19 protein-coding genes and 1 pseudogene are annotated in these 15,306 nt (G+C 69.1%); 14 read left to right on the forward strand and 6 right to left on the reverse strand.

Annotated features, from left to right (window positions below):
* Window positions 1-125: pseudogene (locus TU34_RS23345) on the forward strand (IS481 family transposase); the annotation flags it as partial.
* On the opposite strand, the gene TU34_RS00005 reads toward TU34_RS23345, so the two are convergent.
* Window positions 122-835, reverse strand: a complete 714-nt coding sequence (locus TU34_RS00005) for an alpha/beta hydrolase (RefSeq protein ID WP_045820793.1) — start codon at window positions 833-835, stop codon at window positions 122-124. The pseudogene TU34_RS23345 and the gene TU34_RS00005 overlap by 4 nt on opposite strands.
* Before the next feature lie 75 nt (window positions 836-910).
* Between TU34_RS00005 and TU34_RS00010 the strand changes: the two genes are divergently transcribed.
* Entirely contained in the window at window positions 911-1,903 is a 993-nt protein-coding gene (locus tag TU34_RS00010) for an NAD-dependent epimerase/dehydratase family protein (RefSeq protein ID WP_045820794.1), read from the forward strand.
* Between the two features lie 21 nt (window positions 1,904-1,924).
* On the opposite strand, the gene TU34_RS00015 is transcribed toward TU34_RS00010, so the two are convergent.
* Entirely contained in the window at window positions 1,925-2,344 is a 420-nt protein-coding gene (locus tag TU34_RS00015) for a nitroreductase/quinone reductase family protein (RefSeq protein WP_045820795.1), read from the reverse strand.
* An 85-nt stretch (window positions 2,345-2,429) separates the two neighbouring features.
* Between TU34_RS00015 and TU34_RS00020 the strand changes: the two genes are divergently transcribed.
* Together TU34_RS00020 and TU34_RS00025 are read left to right on the forward strand one after the other, a co-directional pair.
* The gene (locus tag TU34_RS00020; protein WP_045820796.1) at window positions 2,430-3,740 is read left to right on the forward strand and encodes a uracil-xanthine permease family protein; all 1,311 of its coding nucleotides are present in this window, start codon (window positions 2,430-2,432) and stop codon (window positions 3,738-3,740) included.
* Window positions 3,741-3,841: 101 nt separating this feature from the next.
* Window positions 3,842-4,417, forward strand: coding sequence for a GNAT family N-acetyltransferase (locus TU34_RS00025; RefSeq protein WP_045820797.1), 576 nt, complete (start codon window positions 3,842-3,844; stop codon window positions 4,415-4,417).
* A 9-nt stretch (window positions 4,418-4,426) separates the two neighbouring features.
* On the opposite strand, the gene TU34_RS00030 is transcribed toward TU34_RS00025, so the two are convergent.
* The 4 genes from TU34_RS00030 to TU34_RS00045 all read right to left on the reverse strand — a co-directional run bounded on the left by TU34_RS00030 (window position 4,427) and on the right by TU34_RS00045 (window position 8,092).
* Entirely contained in the window at window positions 4,427-4,954 is a 528-nt protein-coding gene (locus TU34_RS00030; RefSeq protein ID WP_045820798.1) for a hypothetical protein, read from the reverse strand.
* Window positions 4,951-6,663 carry an alpha/beta hydrolase gene (locus tag TU34_RS22100; protein ID WP_150116295.1) on the reverse strand — a complete coding sequence of 571 codons (1,713 nt, stop codon included), beginning with the start codon at window positions 6,661-6,663 and terminating at the stop codon, window positions 4,951-4,953. Before TU34_RS22100 ends, TU34_RS00030 begins: the two co-directional genes overlap by 4 nt.
* Before the next feature lie 6 nt (window positions 6,664-6,669).
* Complete coding sequence (locus TU34_RS00040) at window positions 6,670-6,978, reverse strand: hypothetical protein (protein WP_150116296.1); 309 nt, start codon at window positions 6,976-6,978, stop codon at window positions 6,670-6,672.
* 133 nt (window positions 6,979-7,111) lie between these two features.
* Window positions 7,112-8,092 carry an isopenicillin N synthase family dioxygenase gene (locus TU34_RS00045; protein WP_045820800.1) on the reverse strand — a complete coding sequence of 327 codons (981 nt, stop codon included), beginning with the start codon at window positions 8,090-8,092 and terminating at the stop codon, window positions 7,112-7,114.
* Window positions 8,093-8,443: 351 nt separating this feature from the next.
* On the opposite strand from TU34_RS00045, the gene TU34_RS00050 reads away from it, so the two are divergent.
* From TU34_RS00050 to TU34_RS00095, 10 genes are all read left to right on the forward strand, one after another.
* Window positions 8,444-8,980: an alternate-type signal peptide domain-containing protein gene (locus TU34_RS00050; RefSeq protein ID WP_045820801.1), complete on the forward strand. Its 537-nt coding sequence runs from the start codon at window positions 8,444-8,446 to the stop codon at window positions 8,978-8,980.
* Window positions 8,981-8,982: 2 nt separating this feature from the next.
* Window positions 8,983-9,549 (forward strand): hypothetical protein, encoded by a 567-nt coding sequence (locus tag TU34_RS00055; RefSeq protein WP_045820802.1) that lies wholly within the window; start codon window positions 8,983-8,985, stop codon window positions 9,547-9,549.
* Window positions 9,546-10,121: a signal peptidase I gene (locus tag TU34_RS00060; protein WP_045820803.1), complete on the forward strand. Its 576-nt coding sequence runs from the start codon at window positions 9,546-9,548 to the stop codon at window positions 10,119-10,121. Before TU34_RS00055 ends, TU34_RS00060 begins: the two co-directional genes overlap by 4 nt.
* Window positions 10,070-10,690, forward strand: a complete 621-nt coding sequence (locus TU34_RS00065) for a SipW-dependent-type signal peptide-containing protein (protein ID WP_082079689.1) — start codon at window positions 10,070-10,072, stop codon at window positions 10,688-10,690. The genes TU34_RS00060 and TU34_RS00065 overlap by 52 nt, the downstream gene beginning before the upstream one ends.
* A gap of 1 nt (window position 10,691) precedes the next feature.
* On the forward strand, window positions 10,692-12,200 hold the full coding sequence (locus TU34_RS22105) for a signal peptidase I (protein ID WP_052688538.1): 1,509 nt from the start codon (window positions 10,692-10,694) through the stop codon (window positions 12,198-12,200).
* A 90-nt stretch (window positions 12,201-12,290) separates the two neighbouring features.
* Window positions 12,291-13,037, forward strand: coding sequence for a hypothetical protein (locus TU34_RS00075; protein ID WP_045820804.1), 747 nt, complete (start codon window positions 12,291-12,293; stop codon window positions 13,035-13,037).
* Between the two features lie 2 nt (window positions 13,038-13,039).
* Window positions 13,040-13,471: a YbaB/EbfC family nucleoid-associated protein gene (locus TU34_RS00080; protein WP_045820805.1), complete on the forward strand. Its 432-nt coding sequence runs from the start codon at window positions 13,040-13,042 to the stop codon at window positions 13,469-13,471.
* Between the two features lie 100 nt (window positions 13,472-13,571).
* Window positions 13,572-13,847: a hypothetical protein gene (locus tag TU34_RS00085; protein ID WP_045820806.1), complete on the forward strand. Its 276-nt coding sequence runs from the start codon at window positions 13,572-13,574 to the stop codon at window positions 13,845-13,847.
* Window positions 13,848-13,855: 8 nt separating this feature from the next.
* Window positions 13,856-14,605 carry an SIR2 family NAD-dependent protein deacylase gene (locus TU34_RS00090; RefSeq protein ID WP_045820807.1) on the forward strand — a complete coding sequence of 250 codons (750 nt, stop codon included), beginning with the start codon at window positions 13,856-13,858 and terminating at the stop codon, window positions 14,603-14,605.
* Between the two features lie 54 nt (window positions 14,606-14,659).
* A complete protein-coding gene (locus tag TU34_RS00095; RefSeq protein WP_045820808.1) occupies window positions 14,660-15,301 on the forward strand; it encodes a hypothetical protein in 642 nt (213 codons plus the stop codon).
* Window positions 15,302-15,306: the final 5 nt, after the last annotated feature.

The raw sequence follows: 15,306 nt of genomic DNA on the forward strand, positions 1-15,306 counted from the left end.
CCGGACAACGCGACCATGCGCTCCCGGGCTGGCTGCACTTCTACAATCACCACCGAGCCCACTCCGCCACCGGAGGTCAGCCACCAGTCACCCGACTGACCAACCTCCCTGGACATCACATCTAGTGCGGTAACGCCCGCTCGATCGCGGCCAGGGTCATCGCCCAGAGGCGCGTGGTCGGGTCGATGATCGCGAAGTGGTCACCGGGCGCGGTCACGGCCGTCACCTCGTCGCCGGCGGCGGTCGCCGCCTGCACGTAGTCGGCGCTGATGTCGATCAGGTTCGGGTCGTCGTCGGTGCCGCACGCGATCACCTGTGTCACCCCGAGCGGGAGTCGGTGCCGCGGCGACGACGCCACATCATCGGCGGCCTTCGGATCGAAGCGATGCCCCAGCGCGTTCTGCACCGCGCCGTCACCCATCCGCCGCTCGTCGGCTGTCTCCAGGTCGATCACACCGGCCAATGACACCCCGAGCACCGGGCGATCGGTGTCGGCGGCGACCCGCAGGGCCAGCTGGCCGCCGGCGGAATGTCCGATCACCGCGACCGGACCGGTGGCCTCGACGGCATCGAGCGCGGCCGCGACGTCAGCGGTGGTCGCCGCCCACCCGTTCTCATCGGGCCGGCGGTATTCGATGTTCCACACCGCCACCCCCGTGTCGGCGAGCGCATCGGCCAGGGGATCCATGAGGTCGAGCCGGTACTTCGAACGCCAGTAGCCGCCGTGGATCAACACCGCGGTCCAGCGGGGATCGGCCGGGGGTGTGCGGACCGCGATGTGCTGGTCGGCGTGATCGCCGTAGGTGACGGTGCGGTGGGTGACGTCGGTGCTCATGGTTCGAGTGTGCCCGAGGCGGGCGTTCGACCGAAGTGCCCCGGGCCCCCGGGTCATCCGTGCCACGATGGGCGAATGGGATTGACGGTGGCGGTGACAGGTCCGACAGGTGAGATCGGTATCTCGGCGGTGACGGCTCTCGAGGCCGATCCGAAGGTCGACCGGATCCTCGGGATGGCGCGACGACCGTTCGACCCGGCCGAGCACGGATGGACGAAAACCGAATACCGCCAGGGCGACATCCTCGATCGCGACGCCGTCGACGCGCTCGTCGCCGACGCCGACGTCGTGATCCATCTGGCGTTCATCGTCATCGGTTCGCGCGAGGAGGCCGAGCGCATCAACCTCGCGGGCACGCGCACCGTGTTCTCGGCGACCATCGACGCGAAGCGCCCGACGCGGATGGTGTACACCTCGTCGGTTGCCGCGTACGGCTATCACGCCGACAACCCGTTGCCGCTCACCGAGGACACCCCGATCCGGGGGACCAAGGAGCACTACTACTCCGCGCAGAAGGCGCAGTGCGAGGAGGCGATCGCCGATCTCGTCGCGGGCACCGACCTCGAGCTGTTCATGCTGCGGCCCTGCATCGTGGCGGGGCCGAAGGCTCCGGCGCTCGCAAACGCGATGCCGTGGAACATGTTGCCCGGCATCGCGACGTCGGCGATCAACGCCGTTCCCGGACTGAAGGTCCCGTTCCCCGATCACGGTGTGCCCGTGCAGCTGGTCCACCACGACGACGTGGCCGCGGCGATCGCGTTGAGCGCCACCACCGACGCCCCGGCCGGCGCCTACAACATCGCCGGTGACGGCACGGTCAGCCTCACCGAGATCGTCGACGCGCTCGGCGGCCGTCCGGTCCCGGTGCCGTCGTCGGCGGTGAAGATCGCGGCCGAGGCGGTCAAACGCCTGCCGTTCATGCCGTCGTTCTTCGAGTGGATCCACATCGGTCGCACGTCGGTCGTCATGGACACCAGCAAGGCCCGCGACGTCCTCGGCTGGACCCCGCAGTTCTCGGCGAAGGACACCCTCGAGGCGCTGGCCTACGCCCGCAAGTCCGCGGAGTAGCCGAGGCGAGCTCGATGCTCCTCAGGCGCGGGTGATGCGGAAGATCGGGAACTTCCGGCCCTCGGCGGTCTTGGTGTAGTCGGCGAAGCCCGACGAGGCGTCGGTGAACTTCTTCCAGTCGGCGTCCCATTCGTCGTCTCCGACCTCGGTGACGTCGACGGTGATGGTGGCGACCTTCCCGTCGGCCGGGATCTCCATCTCGATCCGCGGGTTGGCCCGCAGGTTGTGCACCCACGCCGGGTGCTTCACCGCGCCGGCGGCCGAACCGACGATGAGCCAGCTGTCGTTCTCGCTCAGCGCGAACAGCGGGTTGAGGCGGATGTCGCCGCTCTTGGCGCCGATGGAGTGCAGCACCACGAGGTTGTCGCCGAACCCGGCGGTCTCGACGTGCCCGTTGTTCTCGCGGAATTCGTTGATGATCATCTCGTTGAAGTCGGTCATGAACTCATCATGACAACTGCGGGTGCCCGCGGGTGGGCGTTCGCTTTACGCGCGGATGACCGGCCGATGGCCCAGACTGTTCGTCATGTCAGACTCAGATCCCTCGTTCGCGTCGTCCTTCCGCTGGACGAAGGTCGCGGGCACCGACGCCGTCGTCGCCCCCGGTGACCGGCTGACCTGGCCGCGCACGGTCAGCATCGGCCTGCAGCACGTGGTCGCGATGTTCGGTGCCACGTTCCTCGTGCCCGTCCTCACCGGGTTCCCGCCGGCCACCACGCTGCTGTTCTCCGGCATCGGCACGATCCTGTTCCTGCTGATCACCCGCAACCGCCTGCCGAGTTACCTCGGGTCGAGCTTCGCGATCATCGCGCCGGTCACCGCGGCGACGGCGTCGGACGGCAAGGGATCGGCACTCGGCGGCCTGGTGATGGTCGGCATCCTGCTGGTCGTGATCGGCGTCATCGTGCACGTGGCGGGTATCCGCTGGATCGAGTTGCTGATGCCGCCGATCATCACCGGCACCATCGTCGCGGTCATCGGTCTCAACCTCGCGCCCACCGCGAAGACGAACTACGAGAAGGACGCGCTCACCGCGACCGTGGTGCTGGTCCTCCTGATCGCGGTGCTCGTGCTGTTCAAGGGCCTCGTGGGTCGTCTCGCCATCTTCGCGTGCGTGGTGCTCGGCTACCTGTTGGCGCTGGCGCGCGGTAAGGTCGAGACCGATGCGATCGGCGCGGCGAGCTGGGTCGGTTTCCCCGACTTCACCACCCCCACACTGCATCTGTCGGTGCTGCCGTTGTTCATCCCGGTCGTGCTGGTGCTCGTGGTGGAGAACATCGGTCACGTGAAGTCGATCCAGACGATGACCGGGATCGACTACGACAAGCAGATCGGTCGCGCGCTCGCCGCCGACGGCATCGCCACCGTCCTCGCCGGCAGCGGCGGCGGCTCGGCGACCACCACCTACGCCGAGAACATCGGCGTGATGGCCGCGACGAAGGTCTATTCGACGGCCGCCTACTGGATCGCCGGCATCGCCGCGGTGCTGCTCGGACTGTCGCCGAAGGTGGGCGCGGTCATCGCGTCGATCCCACCTGGCGTGCTCGGTGGCGTCACCACCGCGCTCTACGGCCTCGTCGGGATCCTCGGTGTCAACATCTGGGTCAGCAATCGCGTCGACTTCTCCAAGCCGATCAACCAGTTCACCGCGGCCATCCCGCTGGTGATCGGTATCGCCGACTTCAGCTGGACCATCGGTGATCTCAGCTTCGGTGGCATCGCCCTCGGTGCCGTCGCCGCATTGGTCATCTTCCACGCCATGCGCATCATCGGCGGCTGGCGTGGAACGGTCACCGGGCACGACGAACCGGCCGTGTCAGAGCGCGCCGCCCACTAGTCCGGTCACCAGCACGACGACCGGCGGGGCGAGGAGGAACCCGCCGACCGGATGCGCGGAAACCACTCGCCCGGAATGCCGGGATCGCCGATCCTGGATGTATGACATGGGAGACGCATCCGGTCACGCCCGATCGGTTCGAGGATTTCGCCGACGTGATCAACCCGAATCGGCGCGCGAATCACTGTTGGTGTCTGTCGCATCGGATCCGGTTGCGCGAGATCGAGGAGCTCGGCGAGGGCAGTCGTGAACAGGCGATGCGGCGGCTCACCGAATGCGAACACCCACCCGGCGTGGTCGCCTACCGCGACGGGGTCCCGGTGGGGTGGTGCAACATCGGGCCCCGGTCGCAGATCACGCGGTTGGTGAACAGCAAGCTCATCCGGCCGGTCGACGACGTCGCGGTGTGGAGCATCGTGTGCGTCGTGGTGCGGGGTGGTCACCGCAAGCAGGGGGTGTCGGGCCAGGTGATCGACGGTGCGGTCGACTACGCGCGGCGGTCGGGAGCGCCTGCGGTGGAGGCGTATCCGGTCGATCCTCCCGGTCGGATGGACACGACGATGGCCTTCGTGGGCACGCGGAGGATGTTCGCGGCCTCCGGTTTCGAGGTGATCGGCGAGACCGATGCGGTGGCGTCGAAGATGCCGCGACTCGTCATGCGCCGCGACCTCACCTGAGGCAGGGCCTCAGGGCTGACCGGTGATCGTCCGCGGCCACTGCATTGCGCGATTGAGCTGCGTCTTGGGGAAGCAGGGCGAGCTGATCGACACCGGGACCGTGTCGGGGTTGGCGAGGACGTTCACGGTGTAGCCGTCGAATCCGGTGCCGTCGATGACGCCGCGGCCGCTGGTGGTGACCGTCCATCCCGCGGCGGTCAGCGTGTCGGCGGTGGCGGTGCGGGCGCGTGCGGCGTCGGTGTCGGCGGGCAGCAGCACCCACATCGCGAACTGCCAGCGGTAGGGCTGGTCGGGATCGTCGTCGTTTCCGTTGCAGGGCGCCGGATTCGGAGTCTGCTCGGAGTTGGGGAGACCGGGCAGCTCCACGGTGAGCGTGGCGCCCGGCCACGACAGCCCGTCGGCGAGCTCCTGGAATCGCGTGATGATCTGCTGATGTGCCTCGTCGTTGCTGACCATCGGGGAGTTCCCTTCGTCGGTGCATGCGGTGAGCGTGCCGAGACACACGACCAGCGAGGCGATGCTGCGCCGCGGCGTCATTCGGTCTCGTCTCCTCGCCCGGTCATGATGAGCGCCATGTTCGTCAGGGCCTGGTTCTGGGTGCCGTCGGGGTGGGTGTCCCAGTAGGCGCTGTGGTCGCTCAGGCGCGGGTGGTTGCTGTGGTCGGAGGTGAATCGCTGGGCACCGAACTCGGGGTTGTTCGGGCTGATGCCGTGGATGCCCTCGGTGAGCCCGATCGGGTCGGTGGTCGCGGTGCTCGCGTACACGTGCTGCGCCATGTCCGATCGCGCGACACCGGTCAGCGACAGGTCGTCGGGCGAGTTCGGGCCGCCGATGCCGGGACTGGCGAGGAACACCAGGTCGTCAGCGTCGAGGGTGTGTCCCTCCGACGAGGCCTCGCCCACCACCACGGTGCCGTAGCTGTGGCCCAGCACCGTGTTGTGGGAGGCGGTGGCGCCCTCGTGGGTGGCGCGCAGCCCGTCCTGGAAGGAGTCGAGGGGGCCGGCCGCGCCGGCGGCCGACGCGGGACCCGCTGCCGCGCCGAGTCCCTGCGGTGCGTCGTAGCCGTACCAGGCGACCACCGACGTCGCCGCGCGCGGATCGGCGCGTTCGGCCGCACCGACCATGGTCTGGGCGCGGTCGATGCCGCCGCCGATGTTGCCCAGGTTCGAGCCGGTGCCCGGAACGTAGGTGGTCACGTTCGCGGCGGTGTCGGGGTTGTTGACCGCCACCGCGCCGCGTCCGCGATCGTCGACCTGCAGCAGGAACCGCGGGTTCGAGCCGGTCGGGTCGTCGAGTGCCTTCCCCAGCCCGGTGAGGGCCCGGTACCTCTCGGTGACCTTTGCGTACTCGTCCCCACGTCGACCGTCGGTGACGTAGCCGCCGGGACCGGGTGCGGCGGTCACCTTCCCGCCCTTGATGTAGGGGTGCGCCGCGATGTAGTCGTTGACCTTCGCGCGCTCGGCGATCTCCATCTCGGCGAGGTGGCGGCGGTTGAAGTGGTCGCGATCGGCCGCCGGTATCCCGTCCCGATTGCCCACCGATCGATCGGCGTTCCACAGCGCTGCCTTCTCGTTTGCGGTCAACGTGTCCCAGAACGCGTTGAGCGCCTTCGGGTCCGACGGCAGCGACGCACGACCGTCGACGATCGCCGACACCTCCGGACGTACCGGTACCGACGTCGTCGCCCGGTCGGCGGCCTGACCGAGCGCGGCGAGAGCGGCCTCGACCTGTCGGGCGAGATCGGCGTCGGCCTGCCCGGCGGTCGCGAGCGCCGCCATCAGATCCTGCTGGTGCACAGCGGCGTTCGTCGACGCGATGGTCGCCGCCACGGTCCCCTCGGCGCCGGCCGGCACGTCAACGGGATGCCCCGGACGCGCGTCGGCGGGTGGGGTCACCGTCCCGTTGTCGGCGACCAGGTAACCGCCACCGGTGAGCGAGTCGGCGAGCGAACGGGCCACCTCACACGAGCGGAGGAACGTGGGGCCGAGGCGATTGATGTCGTCGGCGATGTCGAGGATCGCGATCCCGAGTCGGTTGCTGAACTGCTTCTCCGCATCGGTCTGCGCCGATGATGCTCGCGCCGCGTCGCCCTGCCAGCTCTGCGACACCGCGTCGACGTCGCGCAGGAGATCGTTCATCACCGCGTCGAAGGCGTCGACCGTCGAGTCGATCTGCGCGGCCGTGTCGGTGAGTGCCGAACCCTGCGTGCTCCACGCGCGCACCTGCGACACCGTCGGACTGCTCATCGGTGGCTACGGCTCCATGTTCAGCGTCGCGCGGATACCGGCTGCGTACGTGTCGTCGGCGAGGCCGACGGTGTCGGCCGCGGCCCGGTTCGCGGCGGCGAGAGCGTCCACCCGTGCCGCCACCTCGGCCAGCGCGGACTCCACGGACGCTTCGGCGCGAGCACACACCGCCGCGACGTCCGACCCGGCCAACCCGGAGATCGTTGCGCGGAAGGCCTTTCCGACGTCGAGACCGCGGATCGTCGTTGCGCTGGTGTGTTGCTTGCCCGCCAGTGCGCGGATGGCGTCGAGATCGGCCTTCATCACGTCGGACACGTGCACACTCCTCGCTGACGGTCGGGCCGATGGTGGTGTGGCCACACTATCTGTCCGGTATGTCCGAGGCGGCGAGCTCGATGCCCTCCGTGCACAGACCCACTGTGGCCAGAGGTAACTGGGGAGAAGCCGGTCAGTGCGCGGTGAACGCCTCGTCGGGATACCAGCGGCGGTACACGTCGGGGTGCGCGCGGGTACGGCTCTTCCACGTGTTCTCGCCGTAGGTCGCGAACAGGGGATTCGCGGGGTCGGCCGTGATGCCGGGGGCCTGCGCGCCGTCCGGGGCGCCGATGGTGGGGATCACCGCGTCGAGCGAGGGGGCGAAGAAGTAGGGGATCGACAGACGTTCGGGGGCGTGCGGCGCGGTCAGCACCCGATGCCGCGTGGCCTTGAGGTAGCCGTCGGTGGCGACCTCCAGCATCTCGCCGATGTTGACGATGAATGCGCCCTCGACCGCGGGAGCCTCGATCCACGTGCCGTCGGCGCGCTCGACCTGCAACCCGCGGGAGTCGTTCTCCAGCAACAGGATGGTGAGCACCCCGGAGTCCTTGTGCGCGCCGACGCCCTGGTCGTCCACCGCGCGATCGTCGGTGCGCGCCGGGTAGCGGATGAGTTTGATCAGCGTCGCGGGCAGCGCGAACGCCTCGGTGAAGGTGTCGGCCGATGCACCCAGCGCCACCGCCCACCGCGACAACAGGTCACGCGACACCCGCGCCAACTCGGTGTCGTAGGCGGCGACCGCCTCCCGCAGCTCGGGTAGAGCGGTCGGCCACTGGTTGGGGCCCTGCAGGCGCATCGGGCCGCGGGCCTCGGGCAGCGGTTGCCGTTCGGGCCCGATGTCGATCTGTTCGCGTCGGTCGACCGAACCGTTCGTCAGCTCGCCGCCCAGCTGGTTGTAGCCCCGGAAGTGCGGGCTGTTGATCATCGCGACGGCCTGCTTGTCGGCATCGGGCAGGGCGAAGAAGGCGCGCGCGGCGTCGCGGATGCGGTCGATCGACGAGTCCGGGACTCCGTGGTCGACGAGACGAAAGAACCCGACCTCGCTGCTCACCTGGGCCAGACGTCTGCGTCCGGCGGCGGTGTCGAGGTCGGGAAGAGAGATCACCGGCAGCATGATGTCGACGATAGGTGCGTTGATGGCGCCACCGCGGTCGGCGGAGGGTTTCGCGCAGCACTGGGCCCAATCCCGGGCTGGTCGCGACGACATGGATGGGCACCGTTGCAGCTCAGACGGCTGTTTTGCGTGCGGGAATTACGTTTGTCGAAAAGTTGTAACGGGCGGCCCGACATTTGCGACAATCCTCGTGAGATTCATGTGAGGCCATTGCGAGTTCACTCTGGTGAACCCGGGCGAGTGGCATGCACCTGGTGCTGACCCAGCGGCAGAGGTTTCCGACTCCCATGCGCTCGCCACCCCATCACCAGGTCTCCCTCGCGGGGGAGCCATGACTGCTCAGAGGTCGAAATGAATCGCAATGCCAAGGGTGCACTCGCTGCCGGTGCCGCCGTCGTCGTCCTTCTCGGCGGTGCCGGTTCGTACGCGCTGTGGAGTGACACCGCGACGGGCGCCAACGGCACCGTGACCACCGGCGAGCTCAAACTCACCGCCGTGGGCACGCCCACGTGGAAGGACGTGTCGACCAACGGCATCATCGGCGGCACCGTCGTCAACCCGGTCACCGATTTTCTCGTGCCGCAGGACACCTGGGAGTACACGACCACCTACACCGCGCTGGCGACCGGTAAGAACATGAAGGCCCAGGTCACGGTCAGCCCGGGCACGGCGGGCACCCTGCCCACCGGGGTCACCCTCACCCCGACCGCCACAGTCGCCGGTACCCCGGGCACCCCCGGCACCGCCGTGACCATCACCCCCGGAGCCCCGCGCACCGTCGAGGTGAAGGTCACCGTTGCCTTCGCCGATGTCACCGGCACCACCAGTCAGAACTCCGCGGTCAACGTGTCCGGGATGACGGTGAGCCTGAACCAGATCCGTCCCTGACGATGAGTCGGTCGGGTCTCACCCGGCTGGTCGTCGTCGCAGTCGCAGGCCTGGTGGTCGCACTGTCGCTCGCGACGGTGCGATCCACTGGCGCCCTGTGGTCCGACCGCGCCAACGCCGCATCGGCCACCGCCACCACCGGCGCGCTCACCCTCGTCGCGGGTAGCGGGTCGGGTTCGCCGTACCAGTTCCCGGGCCTGTCGGGCTCGAACATCCTGACCGGCCAGCAGATCCAGGCACCCCTGTTGATCAGCAACGGCGGCTCCACGCCGCTGCGGTATCGGCTCACTGCCGCCGGACCGGTGCTCACCTCGGGGCCCGCGGCCACGGTGGTGCTGTCGGGGGCGGTCGGTGGCACCTGCGGCGCCGGGACGCTCACCGGTACCGCGGCCTTCACTCCGATCACCACCTCGACACCGGCACCGGCGACGGGTGTCTGGCGGACGCTGGCTCGCGGTGCGTCGGAGACCTGGTGCGTCCGCAGCGTTCTCCAGTCGGTCGCGACGGGCACCGGATCGTCCACCTACAAAGTCGCATTCACCTTCGGAACAGAACAGATCAGGCCATGACAGCCCTGCACGACGAGACCGACGCCGCACGCGATCAGCGGCGCACCGGGCCGCTGTGGTGGCTGTGGCAGACCGTCACCTGGCTCGTCCTGCTGTTCCTGGTCGGCATCCTGCTCGCCGCGATCGTGGTGCCGAAGATCGCCGGCGGGCAGCCGTACACGGTGCTCACCTCGTCGATGACGCCGAAGTACCCGCCGGGCACCCTCATCGTGGTGCGTCCCACCGACACGGCCGACCTGGGGATCGGTGACGTCGTGACCTACCAGATCCGTTCGGGCGAGCCCGATGTCATCACCCACCGCATCGTGGGCGTGACCTTCGATCAGCAGGGCAACCGCATCTTCACCACCCAGGGCGACGCCGTGGGCAAGCCCGATGCCCGGCCGGTGCAGCGAGCGCAGATCCGCGGCGAACTCTGGTACTCGATCCCGTACCTCGGCTACGTCAACAACTGGATCACCGGATCGGCCCGCCAGATACTCGTCTACGGGATCGCCGGTGCGCTGTTCCTCTACGCGGCATGGCAGTTCGTGCGCTCGATGCGCGAGCGCCGCGCGACGAAGGCGTCGTGACCGGGCGTCTGCGGGCACTGGGTCTCGCACTGATCAGTCGCCGGTTCCGGGCCGTCCTGTCGGTGGGGATGGTGCTCGGCATCGGGGTCGTCGGGACGCTGGCGCTGTGGTCGTCGACGGTGACCACGAACTCGGGCACCTTCACCACCGCCACCATCTCGATCCTCGCCGACAACTCGAAGAGCGCGACGATCGCGTTCGCCCCGAACGGGTTGCTGCCCGGCAAGTCAGCCGCAAAGGTCATCACGGTGTCGAACGCCGGCACCACCGCACTGCAGTACTCCGCAGCCGTGGCGAGCAGCGACGCCCTCGGTCAGGGCATGACCCTCACCGTGGTGCCGAACGCCACCGCCACCAACGGTGTCTGCTCTGCGGGTACCGCCCTCACCACCGGCGCGGCGATCACCGCGTCACCGGTCACCTTCGTCACCGGACGTGGCCCGCTCGCCGCCGCCACCGGCGCCGAGAACCTCTGCGTGCAGGTCACCCTGCCGATCGGTGCGCCTGCGACCGTGGCCGGCACGAGCGGCACCATCACCCTCACCTTCACCGGTACGGCGGGCGCCTGAGATGACGCCGCGCGCACGCCGGTACCTCACCGAGATCGCCCTCACCGTGGGCGCGATCGCGGGGGTGTTGTGTGTGCTCGCCGCGGTGGCCGGCGTCGCATTCGGCCTGTCGCCGTTGGTGTTCCGCACCGATTCGATGGCGCCCACCATCGGTGTCGGGGACGTCGCGATCGCCCGGTCGGTCTCCGCGTCGAGTGTCGCGGTGGGCGACATCGTCAGCGTGACCCGACCCGACGGCGAGCGCGTCACCCACCGCGTGGCGACGATCGACGCGCGCGTCGGCAACTCGACCACCCTGACCCTGCGTGGCGACGCGAACACCGTCGCCGACGCCGCGCCCTACACGGTGACCTCGGTCGATCGCGTGGTGTTCGACATCCCGAAACTGGGTTACGTGATGGGCGTGTTCGCCAGTCCGTACGCCTGGGTGTTGGCGACGATGGCGACCCTCGGACTGCTGTGGATCGCCTTCGGCCCCGACCGTCGAACGCCCGTTGCCCCGGTGTCGGGGCGCCACGCCCGCCACGCGGCTCCCGAGCGGACATCGCTGCGCCGCAGCACCATCGCCATGCAGGCCGTGGCCGTGGTGTTGGTGGTCGCGGCGGCGGTCACCGGGTACGCGCGCACCAGCGGAACACTCGCGGCCCTCACCGATTCGGCGACCGCGGCGGGAGCGGTGTCGGCGATCCGACCCGACGCGCCCACGTCGATGTCGTGTGTCAATCAGTCCGGCGCGGCGCGGCTGTCGTGGCCGAATCCCGCCGCCAGTCAGGGCTACGACTACCAACTGGTGTTCACCCCCACGCTGCTCGGCGGGTCGGCGTCCACCGCCATCGTGACCGCGTCGACCACCGATCCCGCGGGCCTGCTCGTCACCCGCAGCTACGTCAACGGGCTTCTCGGACTCGGGGTGCTGGGGACCTACTCGGTCGAATTGCGGAGCAAGGTCGGCAACTTCGTGTCGACCGGTCGCGTCACCATCACCGTGAACCTCGTCGTTCTCGCCGTGTCATGCGGTTCGGCCACCGGGACGCCGTCGCAGAACACCGCCGCCGCTCGTCTGGCCGCGCCCGCCACCACGTCATCGTCGGCACCATCGACCGCTCCGACCACCTCGACGCCCACATCGCCCTCGGCGGAGTCGACAGCGCCGGACGCGGCGTCGAGCTCGTCCTCGTCGACCGCAGCGCCCTCGTCGTCGTCTGCCCCTGCGACGTCGGCCCCCACCTCGTCGACACCCACGCCCACCTCCACCACGCCGGCGGCGCCGGGCATCACTTCGCCGAACGGTGCGAGCATCGCGTCGGTCACCGACGGTGTCGTCGTCATCCGCGACACCGCGTCGGGCGCGGAGCAGTACCGCGGCGATCTGTCGGCGGCGTCGGTGAGCTGGGTCGACGACACCACCCTGCGTGTCACCGCACGCGACGGAACGGTGACCACGGTGAAACGCGCCGCCGGTGTGTGGAGCACGACGGCCGCAGCGCCGACCACCGCTCCTGTGGGCTGAGAACTCCGCAACCGTCGACGAGATCGTGCGCTCGGGTAACGTCACCTCGAATTCGTCCCGTACTTTCGACCGGCAGCATCAGGAGTCACGATGAACACGAAGACCATCGGCGCGATCGTCGGTGTCGCGGCCTGTGTGGGGGTGTTGGCGGGATGTTCGTCCGACGGCACCACGGCCCTGCCGTCCGGCGCCGGCGAGGGTGGCGCTACCGCCGCCGGCGCGAGCGCGCAGAGCAACGGCAAACCGCTGTCGAGCTACCTGTTGCAGCAGTCCGACGTGCCCGCCGGGTTCACCGAGTTGCAGGTGCCGTCGGGTGCGGGTGATCTGAGCGGGTCGGTGATCAACGCGACGAAGAACGCCACGATCACCCCGGCGTCGTGCCAGCCCGATCTCTCGGGCCTGTCGACCGATGACGCCGAGAACGCCCCGAAGGCGTTGTTCACCAATGCTTCTGCGGGCACGTCGATCATCTCGGCGGTCAACCCGGCGTCGAACTCGAACGCGTCGGTGAGCAGCTTCAGGAAGTACAACCTGGGCGACTGCTCGAGCTACCAGCTGACGTCGTCGGTGAGCGGGCAGTCGTTCACCGCGACCGTGCAGACCGAGGACGCCGGCGTCGAGGTGCCCGGTGTCGACAACTCCGTGACCGTGCAGCAGACCACCCAGACGCAGATCCAAGGTGTGGGCCCGCGTACCTCGGTGGTGTTGATCGCCCTCATCCCGGTGCCCGGCGGCACCATGACCGTCCAGGTCGGCAACGTCCTCGGTGGCAGCGCACCCGACAAGTCGCTGTTCGCCGGCGTCGTTGACGCCGCGGCGAAGCGCGTGACGGGCTGAGCATGACGAACCCCGAGAACGTCGACCCCTACGCGCATCTCGGCGAGATGATCGAGCGCGTCGGTGTCCTGCAGAATGAGGCGTTGGCCATCACCGCCAGCGCGTTGTCGCACGACCGCCTCGTCGAGGTGTGGGTCAACGCGACCGGTGTGGTGATCAAGATCGAGATCGACCCCGAGGCGCACGCCGAGCTCGGTGCCCGCGGTCTCGCCGCGACGATCACCGACACCACGCAGGAGGCCGCCGCCATCGCGCAGCGCGAGGTCGCGGTGATGACCGCGCAGATCCGCGAGGTGACCGGCATCTCGAAGGTGACAGCCGAGCTGGCACAGGTACCCGGGCTCGCCGATCTCACCACGCCGGTGACGGCCTCGACGACCGATCCCGATTCGGAGGAACGCACGAAGTCGCGCGCCGACCGGGGCGGTTGGTGATGCATCGCCCGCACAGGGCTTCTCGCCGGCGGGGACGGCCGCTGGCCTGCGGCGTCTGAACGCGAGACAATCGAGGAACCCCGAACGAGGAGGATCGATCATGGTGGTGGCGATTCTGGTGCTCGGCGCGTTCGTGCTCGCGGTGGCCTTGATGGTGAAGCACACCAAGGGTGAGCAATCCTTGGGGCGACCCGGCCGAGCGGGCATCACGCCGATCTACAAGCGTTCCTCGGGAACGGGCATCGGTGGCGGGGTGGGCTTCATCGGTGGCGACGGCGGCGGGTGGTCGGACGGCGGATTCGGCGGGCACCACGGTGGTTCGTGCGGCTTCGGCGACAGTGGTTCGGGTGGCGGCGATTCCGGCGGGAGTTGTTGAGCAGCCCCATGAGTGATTCGCCCGACGTGCAGCCCGTTGTCGACGCACTCGCCGAGGCGCGCACCGTCACCGTGCTGACCGGTGCCGGGATGTCAGCCGAGAGCGGGGTGCCCACGTTTCGTGATGTCCAGACCGGACTGTGGGCGCGCTACGACCCGATGACGCTCGCGACCCCGGAGGCGTGGGAGGACGATCCGGCGCTGGTGTGGGCCTGGTACCAGCGGCGCCGCGCGATGGTCACCGCCGTCGAGCCCAACGCCGGGCATCATGCGCTGGCCGCGTGGGCTCGTGATGCCGATGTCAGGGTCGTGACCCAGAACGTCGATGACCTCCACGAGCGGGCGGGCAGCACCGATGTGGTCCACGTTCACGGCAGTCTGTTCGCCTGCCGGTGCGATACCTGTGGACGGGCGCACGAAGCCGAGGTGGTCGACATCGACACCGACTCTCTCGACCCACCCGAGTGCGAGTGCGGCGGACTCGTGCGGCCCGGTGTCGTGTGGTTCGGGGAATCATTGCCGCAGAACGCGTTCGCCGAGGCCACCGCTCGTGCCGAGGCCGCCGATGTCTTCCTTCTCGTCGGGACCTCGGGTGTGGTCTACCCCGCGGCGGGACTGCCCCACATCGCCCGCGCGGCCGGTGCGACGATCGTCGAGATCAACCCGCACGAGACCGACCTCTCCGACGCGTGCGAAATCCGCCTTCGCTCCACCGCTGCTGTCGCACTGCCGGCGATCGTCGAGGCCGTCGCGCGCTGACGACTACCGTGGACGGCGTGCCGAGATGGGCACGGTGCACGGGAGGGACACATCATGACGCCGCGTCGCATGCGATTCGCGTTGATCGTCACCGTGATCATCGCCGCCGCGGCGGTGGCGACGGCGATCTGGGGTCGCGGCGACAATGGGTCGGTATCGGACGGTCCCTTTCTCACCGCCGACGACTTTCCCTCCGGCTACCAGGTGTCGCGCCTGTCGAACACGGCGCCGTCCGGTATCGGCGGTGCGACCACGCCTGCGGAGTGCGGTCCCGTCGTCGCTGATCAGGCTGCGCGTGAATTGCGTTCCACGACAGTCGGTGTGCTCGCCGTACCGAAGGACGCCGCGATGCCCACGTTCGCGCAGTCGATCGTGACCGGCGGCGAGTCGGTGTCCGACACCGTCGAAGTGGTCCGAAGGTGCTCCTCCTACCGGCAGCAGACCGACACCGAGACGCTCGACTCGGTGTCGTCGATCCTTCCGACACCAGCCGGCTGTCCGCGGGACGCCGTGGTCATTCGGGTGCGGACCCGGTTCGGCTCGCCGACAGGTAATTCCGACTCCACGTCGGTGCGCGCCTACGTTCAGGGTCGCGCCACGGTGGGCATCCTGACCGCGTCGCTCACCCAGCCCGAGCAGCCGCTACCCGACGACTTCTGCCGACTGGCGAAGCTCGTCGCCGACCGGCTCGACTAGCGCTA

The sequence above is a fragment of the Williamsia herbipolensis genome (assembly GCF_000964005.1).
Taxonomy (GTDB): Bacteria; Actinomycetota; Actinomycetes; order Mycobacteriales; family Mycobacteriaceae; genus Williamsia_A; species Williamsia_A herbipolensis.

Coding starts and splice junctions, on each gene's coding strand:
- TU34_RS00005 (WP_045820793.1), bottom strand. CDS start 835: ATGAGCACCGACGTCACCCACCGCACCGTCACCTACGGCGATCACGCC.
- TU34_RS00010 (WP_045820794.1), top strand. CDS start 911: ATGGGATTGACGGTGGCGGTGACAGGTCCGACAGGTGAGATCGGTATC.
- TU34_RS00015 (WP_045820795.1), bottom strand. CDS start 2,344: ATGACCGACTTCAACGAGATGATCATCAACGAATTCCGCGAGAACAAC.
- TU34_RS00020 (WP_045820796.1), top strand. CDS start 2,430: ATGTCAGACTCAGATCCCTCGTTCGCGTCGTCCTTCCGCTGGACGAAG.
- TU34_RS00025 (WP_045820797.1), top strand. CDS start 3,842: ATGACATGGGAGACGCATCCGGTCACGCCCGATCGGTTCGAGGATTTC.
- TU34_RS00030 (WP_045820798.1), bottom strand. CDS start 4,954: ATGACGCCGCGGCGCAGCATCGCCTCGCTGGTCGTGTGTCTCGGCACG.
- TU34_RS22100 (WP_150116295.1), bottom strand. CDS start 6,663: ATGAGCAGTCCGACGGTGTCGCAGGTGCGCGCGTGGAGCACGCAGGGT.
- TU34_RS00045 (WP_045820800.1), bottom strand. CDS start 8,092: ATGCTGCCGGTGATCTCTCTTCCCGACCTCGACACCGCCGCCGGACGC.
- TU34_RS00050 (WP_045820801.1), top strand. CDS start 8,444: ATGAATCGCAATGCCAAGGGTGCACTCGCTGCCGGTGCCGCCGTCGTC.
- TU34_RS00055 (WP_045820802.1), top strand. CDS start 8,983: ATGAGTCGGTCGGGTCTCACCCGGCTGGTCGTCGTCGCAGTCGCAGGC.
- TU34_RS00060 (WP_045820803.1), top strand. CDS start 9,546: ATGACAGCCCTGCACGACGAGACCGACGCCGCACGCGATCAGCGGCGC.
- TU34_RS00065 (WP_082079689.1), top strand. CDS start 10,070: ATGGCAGTTCGTGCGCTCGATGCGCGAGCGCCGCGCGACGAAGGCGTC.
- TU34_RS22105 (WP_052688538.1), top strand. CDS start 10,692: ATGACGCCGCGCGCACGCCGGTACCTCACCGAGATCGCCCTCACCGTG.
- TU34_RS00075 (WP_045820804.1), top strand. CDS start 12,291: ATGAACACGAAGACCATCGGCGCGATCGTCGGTGTCGCGGCCTGTGTG.
- TU34_RS00080 (WP_045820805.1), top strand. CDS start 13,040: ATGACGAACCCCGAGAACGTCGACCCCTACGCGCATCTCGGCGAGATG.
- TU34_RS00085 (WP_045820806.1), top strand. CDS start 13,572: ATGGTGGTGGCGATTCTGGTGCTCGGCGCGTTCGTGCTCGCGGTGGCC.
- TU34_RS00090 (WP_045820807.1), top strand. CDS start 13,856: ATGAGTGATTCGCCCGACGTGCAGCCCGTTGTCGACGCACTCGCCGAG.
- TU34_RS00095 (WP_045820808.1), top strand. CDS start 14,660: ATGACGCCGCGTCGCATGCGATTCGCGTTGATCGTCACCGTGATCATC.